This window comes from Deinococcus detaillensis (genome assembly GCF_007280555.1).
Lineage (GTDB): Bacteria > Deinococcota > Deinococci > Deinococcales > Deinococcaceae > Deinococcus > Deinococcus detaillensis.
In genome coordinates this window covers 29,939-44,410 of sequence record NZ_VKDB01000007.1, presented here as the reverse complement: position 1 = coordinate 44,410, position 14,472 = coordinate 29,939, and the positions used below count along the sequence as shown (strand labels likewise).

At 61.8% G+C, this 14,472-nt stretch carries 16 protein-coding genes; 8 read left to right on the top strand and 8 right to left on the bottom strand.

Annotated features, from left to right (window positions below):
- Positions 1 to 56: 56 nt before the first annotated feature.
- Positions 57 to 494, bottom strand: coding sequence for a hypothetical protein (locus FNU79_RS08755; protein WP_143720479.1), 438 nt, complete (start codon positions 492 to 494; stop codon positions 57 to 59).
- Between the two features lie 69 nt (positions 495 to 563).
- Positions 564 to 1,034, bottom strand: a complete 471-nt coding sequence (locus tag FNU79_RS08750) for an Lrp/AsnC family transcriptional regulator (RefSeq protein ID WP_143720478.1) — start codon at positions 1,032 to 1,034, stop codon at positions 564 to 566.
- A gap of 147 nt (positions 1,035 to 1,181) precedes the next feature.
- Between FNU79_RS08750 and ald the strand changes: the two genes are divergently transcribed.
- A complete protein-coding gene (gene ald, locus FNU79_RS08745) occupies positions 1,182 to 2,306 on the top strand; it encodes an alanine dehydrogenase (protein WP_143720477.1) in 1,125 nt (374 codons plus the stop codon).
- An 88-nt stretch (positions 2,307 to 2,394) separates the two neighbouring features.
- On the opposite strand, the gene FNU79_RS08740 is transcribed toward ald, so the two are convergent.
- The 3 genes from FNU79_RS08740 to FNU79_RS08730 all read right to left on the bottom strand — a co-directional run bounded on the left by FNU79_RS08740 (position 2,395) and on the right by FNU79_RS08730 (position 4,002).
- A complete protein-coding gene (locus FNU79_RS08740; protein ID WP_143720476.1) occupies positions 2,395 to 2,790 on the bottom strand; it encodes a carboxymuconolactone decarboxylase family protein in 396 nt (131 codons plus the stop codon).
- A gap of 65 nt (positions 2,791 to 2,855) precedes the next feature.
- Positions 2,856 to 3,359 (bottom strand): OmpH family outer membrane protein, encoded by a 504-nt coding sequence (locus FNU79_RS08735; protein ID WP_143720475.1) that lies wholly within the window; start codon positions 3,357 to 3,359, stop codon positions 2,856 to 2,858.
- 148 nt (positions 3,360 to 3,507) lie between these two features.
- Positions 3,508 to 4,002: an OmpH family outer membrane protein gene (locus FNU79_RS08730; RefSeq protein WP_143720474.1), complete on the bottom strand. Its 495-nt coding sequence runs from the start codon at positions 4,000 to 4,002 to the stop codon at positions 3,508 to 3,510.
- Positions 4,003 to 4,094: 92 nt separating this feature from the next.
- Between FNU79_RS08730 and FNU79_RS08725 the strand changes: the two genes are divergently transcribed.
- Positions 4,095 to 4,718 (top strand): CBS domain-containing protein, encoded by a 624-nt coding sequence (locus FNU79_RS08725; protein WP_143720473.1) that lies wholly within the window; start codon positions 4,095 to 4,097, stop codon positions 4,716 to 4,718.
- 101 nt (positions 4,719 to 4,819) lie between these two features.
- Here the strand turns inward: FNU79_RS08725 and FNU79_RS08720 are convergent, their stop codons facing one another.
- Both FNU79_RS08720 and FNU79_RS08715 read right to left on the bottom strand, forming a co-directional pair.
- Complete coding sequence (locus FNU79_RS08720; RefSeq protein ID WP_143720472.1) at positions 4,820 to 5,518, bottom strand: TrmB family transcriptional regulator; 699 nt, start codon at positions 5,516 to 5,518, stop codon at positions 4,820 to 4,822.
- A gap of 148 nt (positions 5,519 to 5,666) precedes the next feature.
- Positions 5,667 to 6,980 carry a S41 family peptidase gene (locus FNU79_RS08715; RefSeq protein ID WP_225429980.1) on the bottom strand — a complete coding sequence of 438 codons (1,314 nt, stop codon included), beginning with the start codon at positions 6,978 to 6,980 and terminating at the stop codon, positions 5,667 to 5,669.
- 234 nt (positions 6,981 to 7,214) lie between these two features.
- Between FNU79_RS08715 and ftsE the strand changes: the two genes are divergently transcribed.
- From ftsE to FNU79_RS08700, 3 genes are read left to right on the top strand one after another with little or no spacing between them, the layout of a single operon-like run.
- A complete protein-coding gene (gene ftsE / locus FNU79_RS08710) occupies positions 7,215 to 7,898 on the top strand; it encodes a cell division ATP-binding protein FtsE (RefSeq protein WP_124868670.1) in 684 nt (227 codons plus the stop codon).
- The gene (locus tag FNU79_RS08705) at positions 7,895 to 8,758 is read left to right on the top strand and encodes a cell division protein FtsX (protein ID WP_124868668.1); all 864 of its coding nucleotides are present in this window, start codon (positions 7,895 to 7,897) and stop codon (positions 8,756 to 8,758) included. Before ftsE ends, FNU79_RS08705 begins: the two co-directional genes overlap by 4 nt.
- Positions 8,755 to 10,353 (top strand): murein hydrolase activator EnvC family protein, encoded by a 1,599-nt coding sequence (locus FNU79_RS08700; RefSeq protein ID WP_143720471.1) that lies wholly within the window; start codon positions 8,755 to 8,757, stop codon positions 10,351 to 10,353. Before FNU79_RS08705 ends, FNU79_RS08700 begins: the two co-directional genes overlap by 4 nt.
- 25 nt (positions 10,354 to 10,378) lie before the next feature.
- Here FNU79_RS08700 and ubiE read toward each other — a convergent pair whose 3' ends face one another.
- The gene (gene ubiE / locus FNU79_RS08695) at positions 10,379 to 11,152 is read right to left on the bottom strand and encodes a bifunctional demethylmenaquinone methyltransferase/2-methoxy-6-polyprenyl-1,4-benzoquinol methylase UbiE (protein WP_143720470.1); all 774 of its coding nucleotides are present in this window, start codon (positions 11,150 to 11,152) and stop codon (positions 10,379 to 10,381) included.
- A gap of 391 nt (positions 11,153 to 11,543) precedes the next feature.
- Between ubiE and rny the strand changes: the two genes are divergently transcribed.
- The 3 genes from rny to FNU79_RS08680 all read left to right on the top strand — a co-directional run bounded on the left by rny (position 11,544) and on the right by FNU79_RS08680 (position 14,460).
- Positions 11,544 to 13,235, top strand: a complete 1,692-nt coding sequence (gene rny, locus FNU79_RS08690; protein ID WP_124868662.1) for a ribonuclease Y — start codon at positions 11,544 to 11,546, stop codon at positions 13,233 to 13,235.
- 128 nt (positions 13,236 to 13,363) lie between these two features.
- Entirely contained in the window at positions 13,364 to 13,849 is a 486-nt protein-coding gene (locus FNU79_RS08685) for a hypothetical protein (protein WP_143720469.1), read from the top strand.
- A gap of 59 nt (positions 13,850 to 13,908) precedes the next feature.
- Positions 13,909 to 14,460 carry a hypothetical protein gene (locus tag FNU79_RS08680; protein ID WP_143720468.1) on the top strand — a complete coding sequence of 184 codons (552 nt, stop codon included), beginning with the start codon at positions 13,909 to 13,911 and terminating at the stop codon, positions 14,458 to 14,460.
- Positions 14,461 to 14,472 lie beyond the last annotated feature (12 nt).

The following is a 14,472-nucleotide window of genomic DNA, read 5'->3' as shown; positions in this document are numbered from 1 at the left end:
GCCTTACTCTAGGCCTCCGGCGTGGGATGGGTGTCCCCAGCGCCCCCGCCACAACTTCAGTCGGCGGTTTCGGGGTAGCGCGTGACCACCAAACCGATGCGCAGCTTGGCCATCAGCACCAGCAATTCCGGCGGAAAGTAACTGGTTTGGGTTTCATCTTTTTTCCAGTGCAGCGGGCAGTCTTCGATGCCGAAATCCAGCAAAATCGCTTCCACGCCAGGACAATCGGCCAGCGCCGAGAGGGCCGCTTCGTGCCGCCGCAGAAAAAAAGTCGCGTCGCTGACTTGCTGCGCTGTCTTGCGGAACGAAGCCGCACTGGCCAGCGCCGCGAAGCCGGATTGCCCATGCTTTGGGGAGGCCGCCCCGGTTTCGTCGGCGGATTTGGCGCTGACCCGGTCGCCGCGCCGCCAGACTTTCAGCGGTGAAAATCGGCTGCGCCGCAAAAAAGCGTCGACTTCAAATTCGGCTCCAACGGCCCTCAAGACACATGACACGCCCAGCAGTGTAGCGCCGAACCTCTGCCACAACCCTGACTGGAGCAGACCGCCTGAACCTGAGTGCGCTCAGTCCAGCGGCAAACTGGTCGTGCTCTTTTCATGCTTGACGATGATGGTGCTGTTGGTATTTCTGACGCCCGGAATGGCCGCCAGCACGTCCACCAAAAAGCGTTGGTAAGCGTCCAGATCCGGTACGCAGACTTTTAAGAGAAAGTCGCTCTCGCCCAAACAGAGGTAGCATTCCAGCACTTCGGGGCGGCGGCTCATGTGCTCGGCAAACGTCTGAAAGCCGGGCTTGGTTTGCTTATCGAGGCTGACATTCACGAATACCGTCAGGTCGCGCCCGACTTTTTTGGGGTCGAGCAGAGCCACGTAGCGCCGGATGATGCCTTCTTCCTCCAGCCTGCGCACCCGCCGCAGCGTGGGCGCAGGCGTCAGGCCCACCTCGTCGGCGAGTTCGGTGTTGGCGATGCGCCCGTCGCGCTGCAAAATACCCAAAATGCGGCGATCTACGGCGTCAAGTTCGGCTTGAGACATTTTTGAAGTCTAGCGCTTATTTTGGCGCAATGATATTGCCAGAACGCCTGATTTCTGGGCTATCTTCGGCAATCTTCGGAGCGCTGAGAAGATTAGTATAAGGGCGCATTCAAGTTGAAATCTGTAGAGCCACTGCTAAGGAGCGTCATGAAAATAGGTCTTCCCAAGGAAATTAAGGTTAAAGAAAACCGCGTGGCCCTCACCCCCGGCGGCGTGGGCATGCTGGTGCGGCGCGGCCACCAAGTCACCGTGGAGCGCGGCGCGGGCGTGGGCAGCGGCATCCAAGATCAAGACTACCGTGATGCCGGCGCGGAACTCGGCAGCGTGGCCGAAGCGTGGGCCGCCGAGATGGTCGTCAAAGTCAAGGAGCCGATTGAAGCCGAGTACGGCTACCTGCGCCCCGATTTGCTGCTGTTTACTTATCTGCACCTCGCCGCTGACCGCGCCCTCACTGAGGCGCTGCTGTCTTCCGGCACCACCGGAATCGCTTACGAAACCGTGCAGAGCAGCGACGGCAGCTTGCCGCTGCTGACGCCGATGAGCGAAGTCGCCGGACGCCTCAGCGTTCAGGCCGGAGCCTACCACCTCCAAAAGCCGCAGGGCGGGCGCGGCGTGCTGCTCGGCGGCGTGCCGGGCGTGCAAGCGGGGCATGTGGTCATCATCGGCGGCGGCGTGGTCGGCACCAACGCGGCCAAAATGGCGATGGGACTCGGCGCGAAAGTTACCATCCTGGATGTCTCGCACCGCCGCTTGACCTACCTAGACGACGTGTTCTTCGGCAAACTCACCACCATGATGAGCAGTGAGGCCAATATCCGCGCCCTGCTGCCCGAAACCGATCTGCTGATCGGCGGGGTACTGATTCCCGGTGCCCGCGCTCCGCACCTCGTCACCCGCGATATGTTGCCGCTGATGCAAGAAGGCAGCGTCATCGTGGACGTGGCCGTCGATCAGGGTGGCTGCGTGGAAACCATTCGCCCCACCACTTACGACGATCCGGTGTACTTGGTAGAAGGCATCATCCACTACGGCGTGGCCAACATGCCCGGCGGCGTGCCGCGCACCAGCACCTTCGCGCTGACCAACCAGACTTTGCCGTTTGCGCTGCAACTGGCCGATCACGGCGTGAGTGCGCTGCTGGGCAATGAGGCGCTGAAAAAAGGCCTGAACACCATGAACGGCAAGCTGACTTTTCAGGGCGTGGCCGACGCGCTGGAATTGCCCTACACCCCGCCGGAAGATGCGCTGCGGATGCCGGCCAACTCGGCTTGATTCTTTTTTAAATTCTTTAACGTTTTTCTCTGAATCGTCTTCTGAACAGTGCGCCGCCCGTAAAATTGGGCGGCGCATTGTTGTTTCCTTATTCTTTCTGCTTCTCCAGCAAGCTCTGAAGTTGTCCAAAAGCAGCCACCACACGCGGAAAGCCCAGGTACGGAATCATGAACAGCAGCGCTTCACGCACTTCGGTTTCACTCGCTCCGGCCCGCAACGCGCCGCGCAGGTGGGTTTTGAGTTCGCTCTGTGCGCCCAGACCAATCAGCAGGGCGCAGGCCAGCAGCTCTTTGGTCTTGAGATCGAGTCCGGCCCGCTGATACACCGTGTCGTAGGCAAATTCACGGATATAGCGGGCCAAATCGGGATCGAGTTCCTCCAAGCGCCCCTGAATGCGGTCGTGCTGCTCACCGAAGATGAGGTGGCGGGCCAATGGAGTCTCGGCTTCAAGCGTTTCAGGTTCCGTTTTATCCGGTTCAGTCATAGCTCCAGTATAAAAAGCTGCCCACCCTCCAGCAAAAATGGAAGGCGGGCAGGTAAAGAGCGGCTTTACTTTTTAAGTGCTTTTTGTGCTGCCGCTGTCAGGTCGGTGGTTTGGCTGTTGGCATAGATGATAACGCCGCTGGCCGCCGCCTTGCGCTTATCGAGCACCACCGTGTAGCCCTGCGCTTTAGCCGCCGCCGCCACCGCCGCGTTCACCGCCGGGGCAATCGGGGCGAAGGCTTTTTGGCGCTGAGCGTCGTAGGTTTTGCTGGCGGTTTGGTAAGTGGTTTGGGCTTTGCTGAGCGTCTGCACATCGGCGGCGCTGGCTTTGCCGCTGCTGATCTTGTTTTGCAGCGTCTGAATGGTCTTGACCTGAATCGCCAGGGCCGAGTCGGCTTTTTTGTTGATGGCCGTAAAATCCGCGCCGCCTTTGCTGCTGGCAATCACTTGCTGCACGTCAACCAGCCCTAACTTGCCCGCTTTGATGGTGGCCGCGCCCGCCAGTCCGGTGATGAGGACGGCGGCCAGCATGGTGGTTTGTTTGGCGCTCAAATTCAACTCTACCTTCACGTCGCATCTCCCTGCTCTGAATAGTGGATAGAAAGCTCAGCGGCTTCTCCACTCAAAAGGCGGCTCAAACACTGTTTGTCGGGCCGCCTGTCGAGTTGTTGGAATATCAAAGTGCTGAATGGAAGTCTGCTGACTTATCTGCGCGGCATTATTTCTTGGCGACTATGGTTTTGACCGCGTCGGTCAAATCGGTGCTGGGATCGGCAAAAACCACCAAGCCCTGAGCCGTCGCTGCGTCCATCACCACGGCCACGCCGTTGGCTTTGGCAGCCGCGCTCACGGCGGTGTCGACCGCTTCGGTGATGGGCTTGACTTTAACCTGAATTTGGCTGTCGTAGTCTTTGGCTTTGCTGCTGATCGTCGCGCTGAGCTGGGCCAGCTTGTCTTTGTCGGCGGCGCTGATTTTGGCTCCCTGGGCCTGAAGCGCCTGAATCTGGTCGCTCAGCGGCTTGAGTTCGGCGTCGGCCTTGGCTTTGAGTGCCACTACGGCGGCGTTATCGGGGTGGGCTTTAAGAACCTGGGCCACATCGACAAAAGCGATTTTTTGCGGCGCAGTTTGGGCGTGGGGCGTGAGGCTGCCGAGAGCGAAACCGCCGACGAGGAGGGCGGGAGCGAGCAGACTGAGCTTGAGGGTGCGCTTCATGAACAGCAAGCTAGCATGGTCATTTTTGAGCTTCGTGAAGGTGTGAGTCAGCCCAGCGTCACTTGCCCGGCCCGCCCTCTAGAATGCTGGGTATGTTGGTGCGCGATTGGATGACCCCCGACCCCTTCACCGTGCTGCCCACCACCCCGGTGATGGAAGCCCTCAATTCGCTGAGCCAGCGCGGCTTTCGGCGGCTGCCGGTGGTGGACGAAGGTGGCGGTCTGATCGGTATCACCACCCGCAAAGACCTCAGGGACGCGGTGCCCAGCAAAGCCGCCACTCTCAGCATTTGGGAAATCAATTTTTTGCTCAGCAAACTGACGGTGGGCGAGATGATGGCCAAGCCCGTCTTGACGGCCCAAGTCGGCGAATACATGGAAGACGCCGCCTTGCGGATGCGCCAGCGCGGCGTCGGCGGCTTGCCCGTCTTGGACGACCGGCAGCGGCTGTGCGGCATCCTGACGGTGGGCGACGTGCTTGAGGCCTTTACCCACACGCTCGGCCAAGACGAAGGCGGTCAGCGGCTGTATCTGCGCTTACCGGACGTGCCCGGCAGTTTGGAGCAAGCCGCCCGGGCGGTGCAGCCCAGCAACATCATTTCGCTGGCCACCAGTGGGGCGGCGCAGGGCCAGCGCGAATTTGTGATGCGGGTGGTGGGTGAAGCGGCCAGCAGTGCGGGCCAGCGCCTGCGGGATGCGGGCTTTGAAGTGGAGTGAGGGCCGCAGCTTGTAAGACAATGGCGAGATCAATTGATCTTCTCGCGCTTCTCGCATTTTCCTGCACTGCCCATCCATCAAACGCTGTACTCAATTGAGGTTTATTCTTTCTGTACGTCCTTACTCTTTTTCGCTCGTCCCTGATGCTGCTCTGCCAAATGCACGTAGCCTTCGATCAAATGCACGATTACCGGATTATGGGTGTGAACGCCGTGCGCCTCACCGATTTCGCCGTCTTCAATGAAGTGGGCGATGATGGCCGCTTCACCGTCGCGGGCCAGCAAGAAGGCGCTCTGCCCGGTGGCGGCCACGCTCGGCAGGCCCACCAGTGACGCCTGACTGACCTTGACGCCGCGCGGAGTCAGGCGCTCTAAGCGCTCCAGCAGCGCCGCGCTGCCCGCCATGATGACGCTGGCGCGGGCGTTGAGGGTCAGGTCTTCGCAGATGGCGGTAATCGCCGCTTCGCCGTAGAGGTGATAGACCGCTTCGGGCGCGGGGTCGGGTGCGAGGCGCGAGAGATCGCGGTCAAGTGCGCCGAGCCGGTCATCAAACGATCGGCGGGCGCGGGCCAGATACTCGCGGGCCGAGAGGGGCGCGTATTCCAACGGGTTTTGCCCGACTTTGGTGGCCAGGCCACGCCCTTCTAGGCGCTCCAAGGTTTCGTAAATCTTGGGCCTCGGGATACCGGCTTGCCGGGCCACGCGGGCAGGCACCGCCCGGCCAAGCGCCAGCAGCGCAGTGTAGGCGCGGGCCTCGTATTCGGTCAGCCCCAACGCTTGCAAGTGAATAACGGCGCTCATGTGCCGCTCAGTGTACGTGATTTTGCGCCGCACGGCAGAGGGCTGCTCAAAATGAAGCGCCGCCCCGTGCTGTGGGGGCGGCGCTTGTTGCTGGGCTGAGCTTAATGGAGAGGAAGAGGGCCAGGGAGGTCTTCCTTCAGATTCCCCTTTACTTAAACTGCTTGAGGGCCGCCGCCAGCTCGGCGTCCTTGGCCGGATCGACCACTGCTACGCCTTGCTCGGCACTGCGGGTCTGCGGAGCAGGCGGGGCGATGTAGGTAAACTTGCCGTCTTTGTCGGCCACCACGTCCACCGGCTTGCCGCTGACATTCAGCGTCAGCTTGGTGCCGGCCTTGACGCCGCTGCCAGTAAAGTTGAGCGGAATGGGGCGGCGGTTGTCGTCCACTTTGATGTCCGGCGTGATGCCTTTTTTCTGAATCTGGCGGCCATTGGGAGTCAGCCACTCGTTGGCCACGATCCTGACCTCCGCGCCGTTGACCAGTTGCACGGGTGTCTGGGCCACGCCCTTGCCGAAGCTGGTTTCACCGACGATGGTGGCCCGCTTGGTGTCCTGTAAGGCTCCGGCCACGATCTCGCTGGCCGAGGCGCTGTTTTTGTTGATCAGCAGCACCAGTTGGCCGGTGTAATCGGTGGGCTGGGCCTTGGCGGTGTCGTAGACGGTGGTTTTGCCTTTGCCGTCGCGCAGTGAGACAATCGGGCCTTTTTGCAAAAATTGATCGGCCACGAACACGCCCGACGAGAGCAGCCCGCCGCCGTTATCGCGCAAATCGAGAATCAGTTTCTTGACGCCTTTTTTGTTCATGCTCTGCACGGCCGCCGAGAACTGCTCGTTGACCTTCTCGCTGAAAAAGGTGTTGAGCGCGATGTAGCCGACGTTATTCGGCAGCATAGTCTGCTCCACGCTGATAATGGTGACCGGCTGACGCTCCAGCGCCACGGCGTAAGTGGATTTGCCGCGCCCAAAGGTGATGTTGACTTTAGTGCCTTTTTCGCCGCGCACCAATCTCACCACGTCGTTCAGGCTCATGGCCGTCACGTCTTTGTCGCCAATTTTAAGGAAGATGTCGCCGGTCTGCACCCCACCCTGAATGGCCGAGCCGGTCTTGAAGACGGTATCGACTTTGGCTCCAGTGCCGTCGGTGTTGGCGGCAGTCAGCTGAATGCCGATGCCAAAAAACTCGCCGCTGAGGTTTTCCTGACTGGTCTGGTTGTCCTGCGGCTCTTCGTAGTAGGTAAATTCGTCGTTCAGTGAGGCGATCATGCCTTTTATGGCTCCGCTCATCAGCTTGCCGTCGTCCAGCGGCCTGAGATACAGCTGGTGAAGTGCGCCGAACAGTTGCACGAAGGCTTTGCCGTCGGTGGTTTTGGTGATGTCGGCGGTGGTGTAGGTCGCAAACTGCGCGTAGCCCACGGCGGCGGTGGCGGCAAGTGCGCCTGAGACGAGTAAAATTCGTTTTCTCACCCACTCAGCATAGCGGCAGCAGGTGAAGTTTGGCTAAGCTAAAGGTGACATTGATGCCGGGTTTGGAGCGGCTCTGTAGCCTGCAATGGTATTGGCGGCGCGGCTGCCCGGCGCTCTCATGAGCCGCGTTTCGGTCACATTCATCTGCTCTTAAGCTATGCTGTGCGCGTTTATGATCCTTCCTCCACTCAAGTACTTCACGCCTGACTTCACTGCTGGGCGGCCCGTTTTCCGATGATTGAATTTCGCAGCGTCAGTTTGGAATACCCCGTGACCCGCACGCTGGCGCTCGACGACGTGCACCTGTTTGTGGGCAAAGGTGAGTTCGTCTATCTGGTCGGGCAAAGCGGCGCGGGCAAGAGCAGCTTTATGAACCTGATTATCAAGCGCCATTTGCCCACACGCGGCGAGGTCTTGGTGGCGGGCGAGGCCCTCAACCGCTACAAGGGCGGGCGCACCTCCACCCTGCGCCGCCGCATCGGGATGGTCTTTCAAGACAATTTGCTGCTGCCGCACCTGAGCGCCCAGGACAACGTGGCGTTCGCCCTGCGCGTCACCGGAGTGCCGAGGCGCGAGTGGGCCACACGGGTCGGCGGAGCGCTCAGGACGGTGGGCCTTGAACACAAAAAGCACGCCCTGCCGGTGCAACTCTCGCAGGGTGAGCAGCAGCGCGTCGCGATTGCCCGCGCCATTGTCGGCGACCCGCCGCTGCTCTTGGCCGACGAACCCACCGGCAACCTCGACCCCGACAACAGCCGTGAAGTGCTCAAGGTCTTGCAAAATGTCAATTTGCGCGGCACGACGGTGCTGGTCGCCACCCACGCCCGCGACCTCGTGGAAACGTTTCGCCACCGCACCCTGACCCTGCGTAGAGGCAAACTGGTGCGTGACGACCCTTACGGCGGCTACGCGCTATGAGCTTTCATTTGCGCGAGGCCCTGCTGCAAATGCGCGGCAACTTCACCGCCACCCTCTCCACCCTGATCACCATGACCCTGACGCTGCTGATGCTGGGCTTCGTGGTGCTGCTGACCCTCAACGTCGACCGCACGCTGGCGCAGCTCGAATCGCAAGTGGAAATCGCCGCCTTCCTGAGTGACGGAGCCGACACCGCCGCGCTGACCAAAGCCGTGCGCGATCAGCCGCAGGTCACTGAGGTGCAGCTCGTCAGCAAAGCCAAAGTGCTGAGCGAAATGAGCCGCGACTACCCGTATGCCGAGGAAGCCGCGACGCTGGCGGGCAATCCGTTTCCCGATACCTTGCGGCTCCGGGTTGCCCGAGTCGAAGACTCGCGGGCGGTGGCCGAGCAAGTTCGCGCTCTGCCGGGAGTCGTGGACGTGGAATACGGTGCGGGTTACGTGGATCAAACGGTCAAGACGCTCAGCGCCGTGCGCGGGGCCGGATACACCTTGGTGGGCCTGCTGCTGATCGGTACCCTTTTCAATATCCTCAGCGCCGTGCGGGTCGCCATCTATGCCCGCCGCAGCGAAATCTTCGTGATGCGCCTCTTGGGAGCCACCCGCGCTTTCATCCGCGCTCCGCACCTGATCGAGGGCGTGCTGCTGGGCTTGCTGGCGGGCCTGATCGCCTCGGCGCTGCTGGCCCCCAGCTACTTGCAACTCTCTCTGCGGGTGCAGGAGCTGGTGCCGGTGCTGCCGATCATCACCGATCTGCCCACCGTTTCGCCGGTGCTGATCGGCCTGCTGCTGCTGGGCGTGCTGGTCGGGCTGGCGGGCAGCGTGTTTGCCACGCAGCGCTATCTGCGGGAACTGGAATGAGCAACCGGCCCGCCGCCGTTGCCGCGCTGCTGACTGGCTTGGTTTTGGTTCAAGCTGGGCTGAGTCAGGGCACGGCAAAGAACAGTCCGGCGGCGAAAAACAGTCTCGGTTCGCCTGCTGCTGTCCAGCCGTCACCGCTACTCTCTGCCCAGCCGCTGCCCACGCTGCCCGATCCCTACAACTTGGGCCTGTCCACCACCAGCCAAAAGTTGCAGCGTCTTCAGCAGCAGCTTTCCGGCCAGAAGCAGCTCAGCGCCGACCAAAAAAAGCAGCTCGAAAGCCTGCGCCAAAACATCGCCTCGCTCAGCGCTCAGCAAAAAGATGTGCTGGGCCAAATTGACCGCCTAGAAAACCAAATCGCGGGGCTGCAAAACCAGAAACTCAAGCTGGAACAAACCATCCGGGCGGCCATTGCCGACTTGGCGCAAACCAAAACGCAGGTTTCGCGCACCTCCGAGCAGGTGGCCCGCTTGCAAGCCGATGTGCGCCAGCTCCTTGAGCTGCTTTACCGCGAGCGCAGCGGCCAGTATTTGCGCTTGATCAACCAAGCCAACAGCTTGTCAGATCTGGTGATTCGCGCCCGCTACGCCAACATGAGCGGCCAGCACAACGTGGCGGTAATTGAAGAACTCAGAAGCCAGCGCCTGAGCTTGCAAGCCCAGCAAGCCGAACAAGCCGCCCAAACCGCCCAGCTGCAAGATTTACGTGCCCAGCAACTCGCTCAGCTCACCAAGTTGCGTGACGCCCGGAGCCAGCAGCAAGCCCTGGTGGCGCGGCTGCAACAAACGCAGGCGGGCAAGCAGGCGCTGGCGCTGCAAACGCAGGCCCAGCAAGCCCTCACCGCCCAGAGCATCAACAGTTTGGTGGGCAATATCGTCTCGGAGCGCAGCCGCATCGAGCAAGATCGGCGGCGGCGCATCGAAGCCGAGCGCGTGCGCCGCGCCGAGGAGCTGCGCCGCATCCGTGAAGCGCAGGAACGTGCCCGTCAGGAAGCCGCCCGCCTCGCCGCTATCCGTGAAGCCCAGAGGCAAGAAGCTCTGCGCCAAGCTGCTCTCCAGCGTGCCCAGGCACAAGCGGCGGCGCAGGCCTCAGCCGCCGCTGAGCAGCGGGCCAGCCAGCAGCGGGCGGCGGCCAACGCGCAGGAGCAAGCCAGCTTGCGAACTCGGGCCAGCCAGATTCAGGCGCAGCAGCAGCAGGCCAGTATTGAGCTCGCGCCGCTGCCGCCCGCCAGTGGGCCGCTGGGCTTTCCGCTTCCGGGCGGGGTCGTGGTGGCCAACTTCTCGGTATCGGTGCCGTGGACAGTCATCAGCGCCCCGGAAGGCAGTCAGGCGGTGGCCGCACAGGGCGGCAACGTGCTGGCCGTCACCAATTACGCCAGCCTCGGCTGGGTGGTGCTGATCGAGCACAGTGCCAGCTTGGCCACCGCTTACATCGGCCTCGACGCTCCCAGCGTGGACGTGGGCGCGAGGGTCGTGCGCGGGCAAGCGCTGGGCACCATCGGCGGCTCGCCGGTTTTCGGCGCGGGCCGAATGGCCTTTCAGGTCAACCGCATCGCCGCAGACAACAGCCGTCAGGCCGTGCCGCCTACATTCTGAAAAAGTTTACGTCTGCATTTTTGGCTTAGATTTTTGTGCCCACGTGAATGGCCGCGATGCCCCCGCTGAGCAGGCGATAGCGCACCCGGAAGCCGGTGGCGTGCATCAGCCGCGCCAGGTGGGGCGGGTCGGGAAAAGCCAGTACGCTTTCGGGCAAGTAGGTGTACGCGCCGCCGTTGCCGCTGACCACTGCTCCGATGCGCGGCAAGATGTGCTGGAAGTAAAAGCGGAAAGCCAATCCAAACAGTCCCTCGGCAGGTGGCGGAAACTCCAGAATCACCAATCTGCCGCCGGGCCTAAGAACCCGCCAAAACTCGGCGAGGCCGCGCTGATAATCGGCGAAGTTGCGGAAGCCGAAAGCGCAGGTCAGGCTCTCGAAGCTGGCGTCGGGGTAGGGGAGATTGAGAGCGTCGCCTTCCTCAAAGCTGATCTCGAGGTGCTGGCCGCCCGCTTTTTTGCGTCCGATCTCCAGCATTTGCGGCACGAAATCCGAGGCGATCACCTCGGTGTGCGGCGAGCGGCGCTTGAGCTCCAAGGCGAAGTCGCCGGTTCCGGTGGCCACGTCGAGCAGCCGCGCTGGATGGAGCAGCAAAGCTTCGCTGGCCGCCGCCCGCCGCCAACTTTTGTCGACGCCCAAACTCAGCACGCGGTTGAGCAGGTCGTAGCGCGGGGCGATGTCGGCAAACATCCGCTGCACGTCGGCGGCTTTGTCCTGCTTGTCACCGACAAGGGGGATTTCGGTGTTCGGGCGGTTGGGGCGTAAGCGGGCCGCAGCGAAGTCGGAGTCAGCAGGCGTCATGGCCGCATGATAGCGGGCGGCCACTAAGCAGCACCGGCTGATCTACAGCAAAGCCCGGTTCGTGTGCAAGTTGTGTAACGCTCGGCGGGGGGGCAGCCTCAATCCGTACTAGACTGCTCTCTGAGTCCAGTTCCCTTTTTGTTTGGACTCGCTTTTCTCAAACCAGTTTAAGGCGCTCTTCGCCGGAGCTGACCGCTTGTTCAGGGAAGGCAGCAGTGAGAAGCGCCGCAGGAATGTCTTCGGTGGGTTTGTCCACTTCGCCGCTCAAATTTCGCTTCTTTCCACTCAGGACTTCGTTAAGAGAGGGGCCGGTGGGCCGCGCAGTTGAATGCAGGAGGAAGGCCGAAAAACCCGCCGCAAGGCAGCAAGGCAAAATCCCAAAGGAGCCAGTATGACCTTGATGTATGTCATTCTCGGTGTCTTGGTGGGTTTGTTTGGCGGCTACGTGATTGGATTTCCGCGTGGTCGGCAGCAGCGTCAGGCGCTTGATAACAGCGCCGTGCAAGAAGCCAAGGTAGAGGCCGAGCGCGTTCGCAGCGCGACACTGGCCGAAACCGGACGCCTGCGCCAAGACGCCGAGGCCGAGGCCGCCCGCAGCCGACAAGACGCCGAGCGCCAGCGCAGCGACGCCAGCAAAGACGCCAGCAAACTCGTTCAAGACGCCTCCGACCGCGCCGCGCAGATGGTGGCTCAGGCCACGACCCAGCGCGATCAACTCATTCAGGACGCCGCCCGCGAGCGCGAGAGCCTCAAAGTCGAGCGGGCCGACACCCGCCGCGAGCGCGAGGACTTGGGCCGCGAAATTGAGCGGCTCAACCGCCGCGCCGAGCAGCTCGACGCACGCGGCGACAAACTCGATCAGCACGAAGAGCGGCTCGAACACCACCAGCAGCGCCTCGACGCCGACGAAGCGGCCCTCCAAGACAAAATCAGGCACGCCGAGCTCAAGCTCTACGAGGTCGCGGGCCTCAGCGAAGAGCAGGCCAGAGAGCAAATTCTCACGCACCTCGACGCCGAGTTGGAAGAAGAAAAAGCCATCCGGGTCAAGGCCATGACCGAGCGGGCCAGCTTGGACGCCAAGCGTACTGCCCGCCACGTCATCGCGCAGGCCATTCAGCGCAGCGCCTCCGAGACTTCGGCGGCCATGAGCGTCAGCGTGGTGCCGATTCCGTCGGACGCCATGAAAGGCCGCATCATCGGGCGCGAAGGGCGCAACATTCGCGCCTTTGAAAGCCTGACCGGCGTAGACCTGATCATTGACGACACGCCCGAAGCGGTGATTCTCAGTTCGTTCAACCCGGTGCGCCGCGAAGTTGCCAAGCACGTCCTCGAAGGCTTGGTTCAAGACGGGCGGATTCACCCCACCCGCATCGAAGAGATGGTGCATAAAGCTCAAGATGAAATGAAAGCCTTTATTCACACCCAAGGCGAAGAAGCCGCTATCGAAGCGGGTGTGGTCGGCCTCAAGCCCGGCATCATGCAGCTGCTTGGGCGGATGTATTTCCGCACCAGTTACGGCCAGAATGTGCTGAAGCACTCGGTACAGGTGGCGCACCTGACCGGCATCATGGCCGCCGAGCTGGGCTTGGATGCGGCCCTGGCCCGCCGCGCCGGACTGATGCACGATGTGGGCAAAAGCATCGACCGCGAGATCGAGGGCACCCACGTCGAGATCGGTGTCAATTTGGGCCGCCGCTTCTCGGAGCCTTTGGAAGTCATCGACGCGATTGCCCACCACCACGACCCGGAAAACGGCGAGACGCTTTATTCGGTGCTCGTCGCCGCCGCCGACGCCATCAGCGCGGCCCGGCCCGGTGCGAGGCGCGAAGAGCTGGAGAGCTACATCAAGCGGCTTGAAGCCTTGGAGCAGATCGCCGTGTCGTTTCCCGGAGTCAACTCGGCCTACGCCATTCAAGCTGGGCGCGAGGTGCGCGTGATCGTCGAACCAGACCGCGTGTCGGATGCCCAAGCCGTCTTGCTGGCCCGCGAGATTGCCGGGCGAGTCGAGCAGGATATGGAATATCCAGGACAAGTTCAGGTGACCGTGGTCAGAGAGTTGCGGGCCACCGAGTACGCCAAGTAAGCTCGAAAGAGAACTGAGCTTGACCAGCAGAGCCTGCCACCCCGGTAGGCTCTTTTGTTGTATTCAGCTCATTCGTCTTGAGCCATAAACTCATCATACTCAAGTGAGTATCTTGCTACTCTAAGAGTGTGCTGAGCCAGGAGGAGAAGCGGCAAATTCTAGCGGAGGAAACGGCCTTGGCTGACGCCGAGCGGGCTGAGCAGGAGCGCGTGGCCCACCAGCAAGCACAGGCGGCTTACCGCGCCGAAGTGCGGGCGGCTCAGCGGGCAGGGACGACGCGCTGGGGCTGGCTGCTGGCGGGGCTGGTGGTGTGGGCGGGGGCCTCAGCGGTTTTCTTGGTCTTTCGGCAACCCGCTGCCCCCGATGATCTGTCGGGCGGCGTCGCTTCCAGCGCCTTGATCGAGCGCTGTAAACATGAGCTGCTTAATCAACTCGGCCAGCTCGCCGCCCAGTTTCCCGCCGACGCCGAAGCGGCCCAGCAAATCACCGCCAACACCGACGGCAAACGCTGGGACGGCTGGGTGGAGTCCAGCTCCAATTTCTCTGGCCGCGCCGAGTTCAGTTGTCAGTACAACCCGCCCACCGACACAGTGGAGGCTCAACTCATCCGCTAGCAGTCAGTAACAATCCACTTTCTGAACACTGACTCACTTTCCGAACACTGAGGAGTGCCATGAATAAACCTGCTCGTCTTTGGCTGGCCGCGTTGCTGCTCACGCTCCTGCCCACCTCGGCCCAAGCCGCCACCTTCACGGTGCCCCGCGAAAAAATCAGCTTGGTGTGTACCGACAGCTATTTCAAGGCGATCCGAGTGGATTTCGTGCTGCCCGACGAACAGTACAGCCAGTGTAAATTGCTTCTGCCTCTGGCGCTGCGTGAGCGCTGGCCGGGCCGCAGAACTTTTTTTGTGATTCCCCGCGTCTCGGCCAGTTTGTTTGTCAAGGAAGCGGGCGTTAAGGACGGTGGAAAAACCCAGTGGCTGCCGCTCGCACCGCTGGTCAATCCTGGCGCTGACCCGCTGCATTTGGCCGTGGATTCAAAAGGCTACGGCCACCTCGAATTGGTGGCCAAGTTCGTCAAGCTCTCTGATCTGGCCGGCGAAAAGGTGCCCGACACCCTCGGCGCGGGCGGCAAGTTGACCGTCTGCGCCGCGCCCATCTACGCGGGTGAAGCGCCCTGCGTCACCTTTGATCTCACCGCCCGTTTCAAAGTCTACAAGCGCTGAACTGCCCAACCA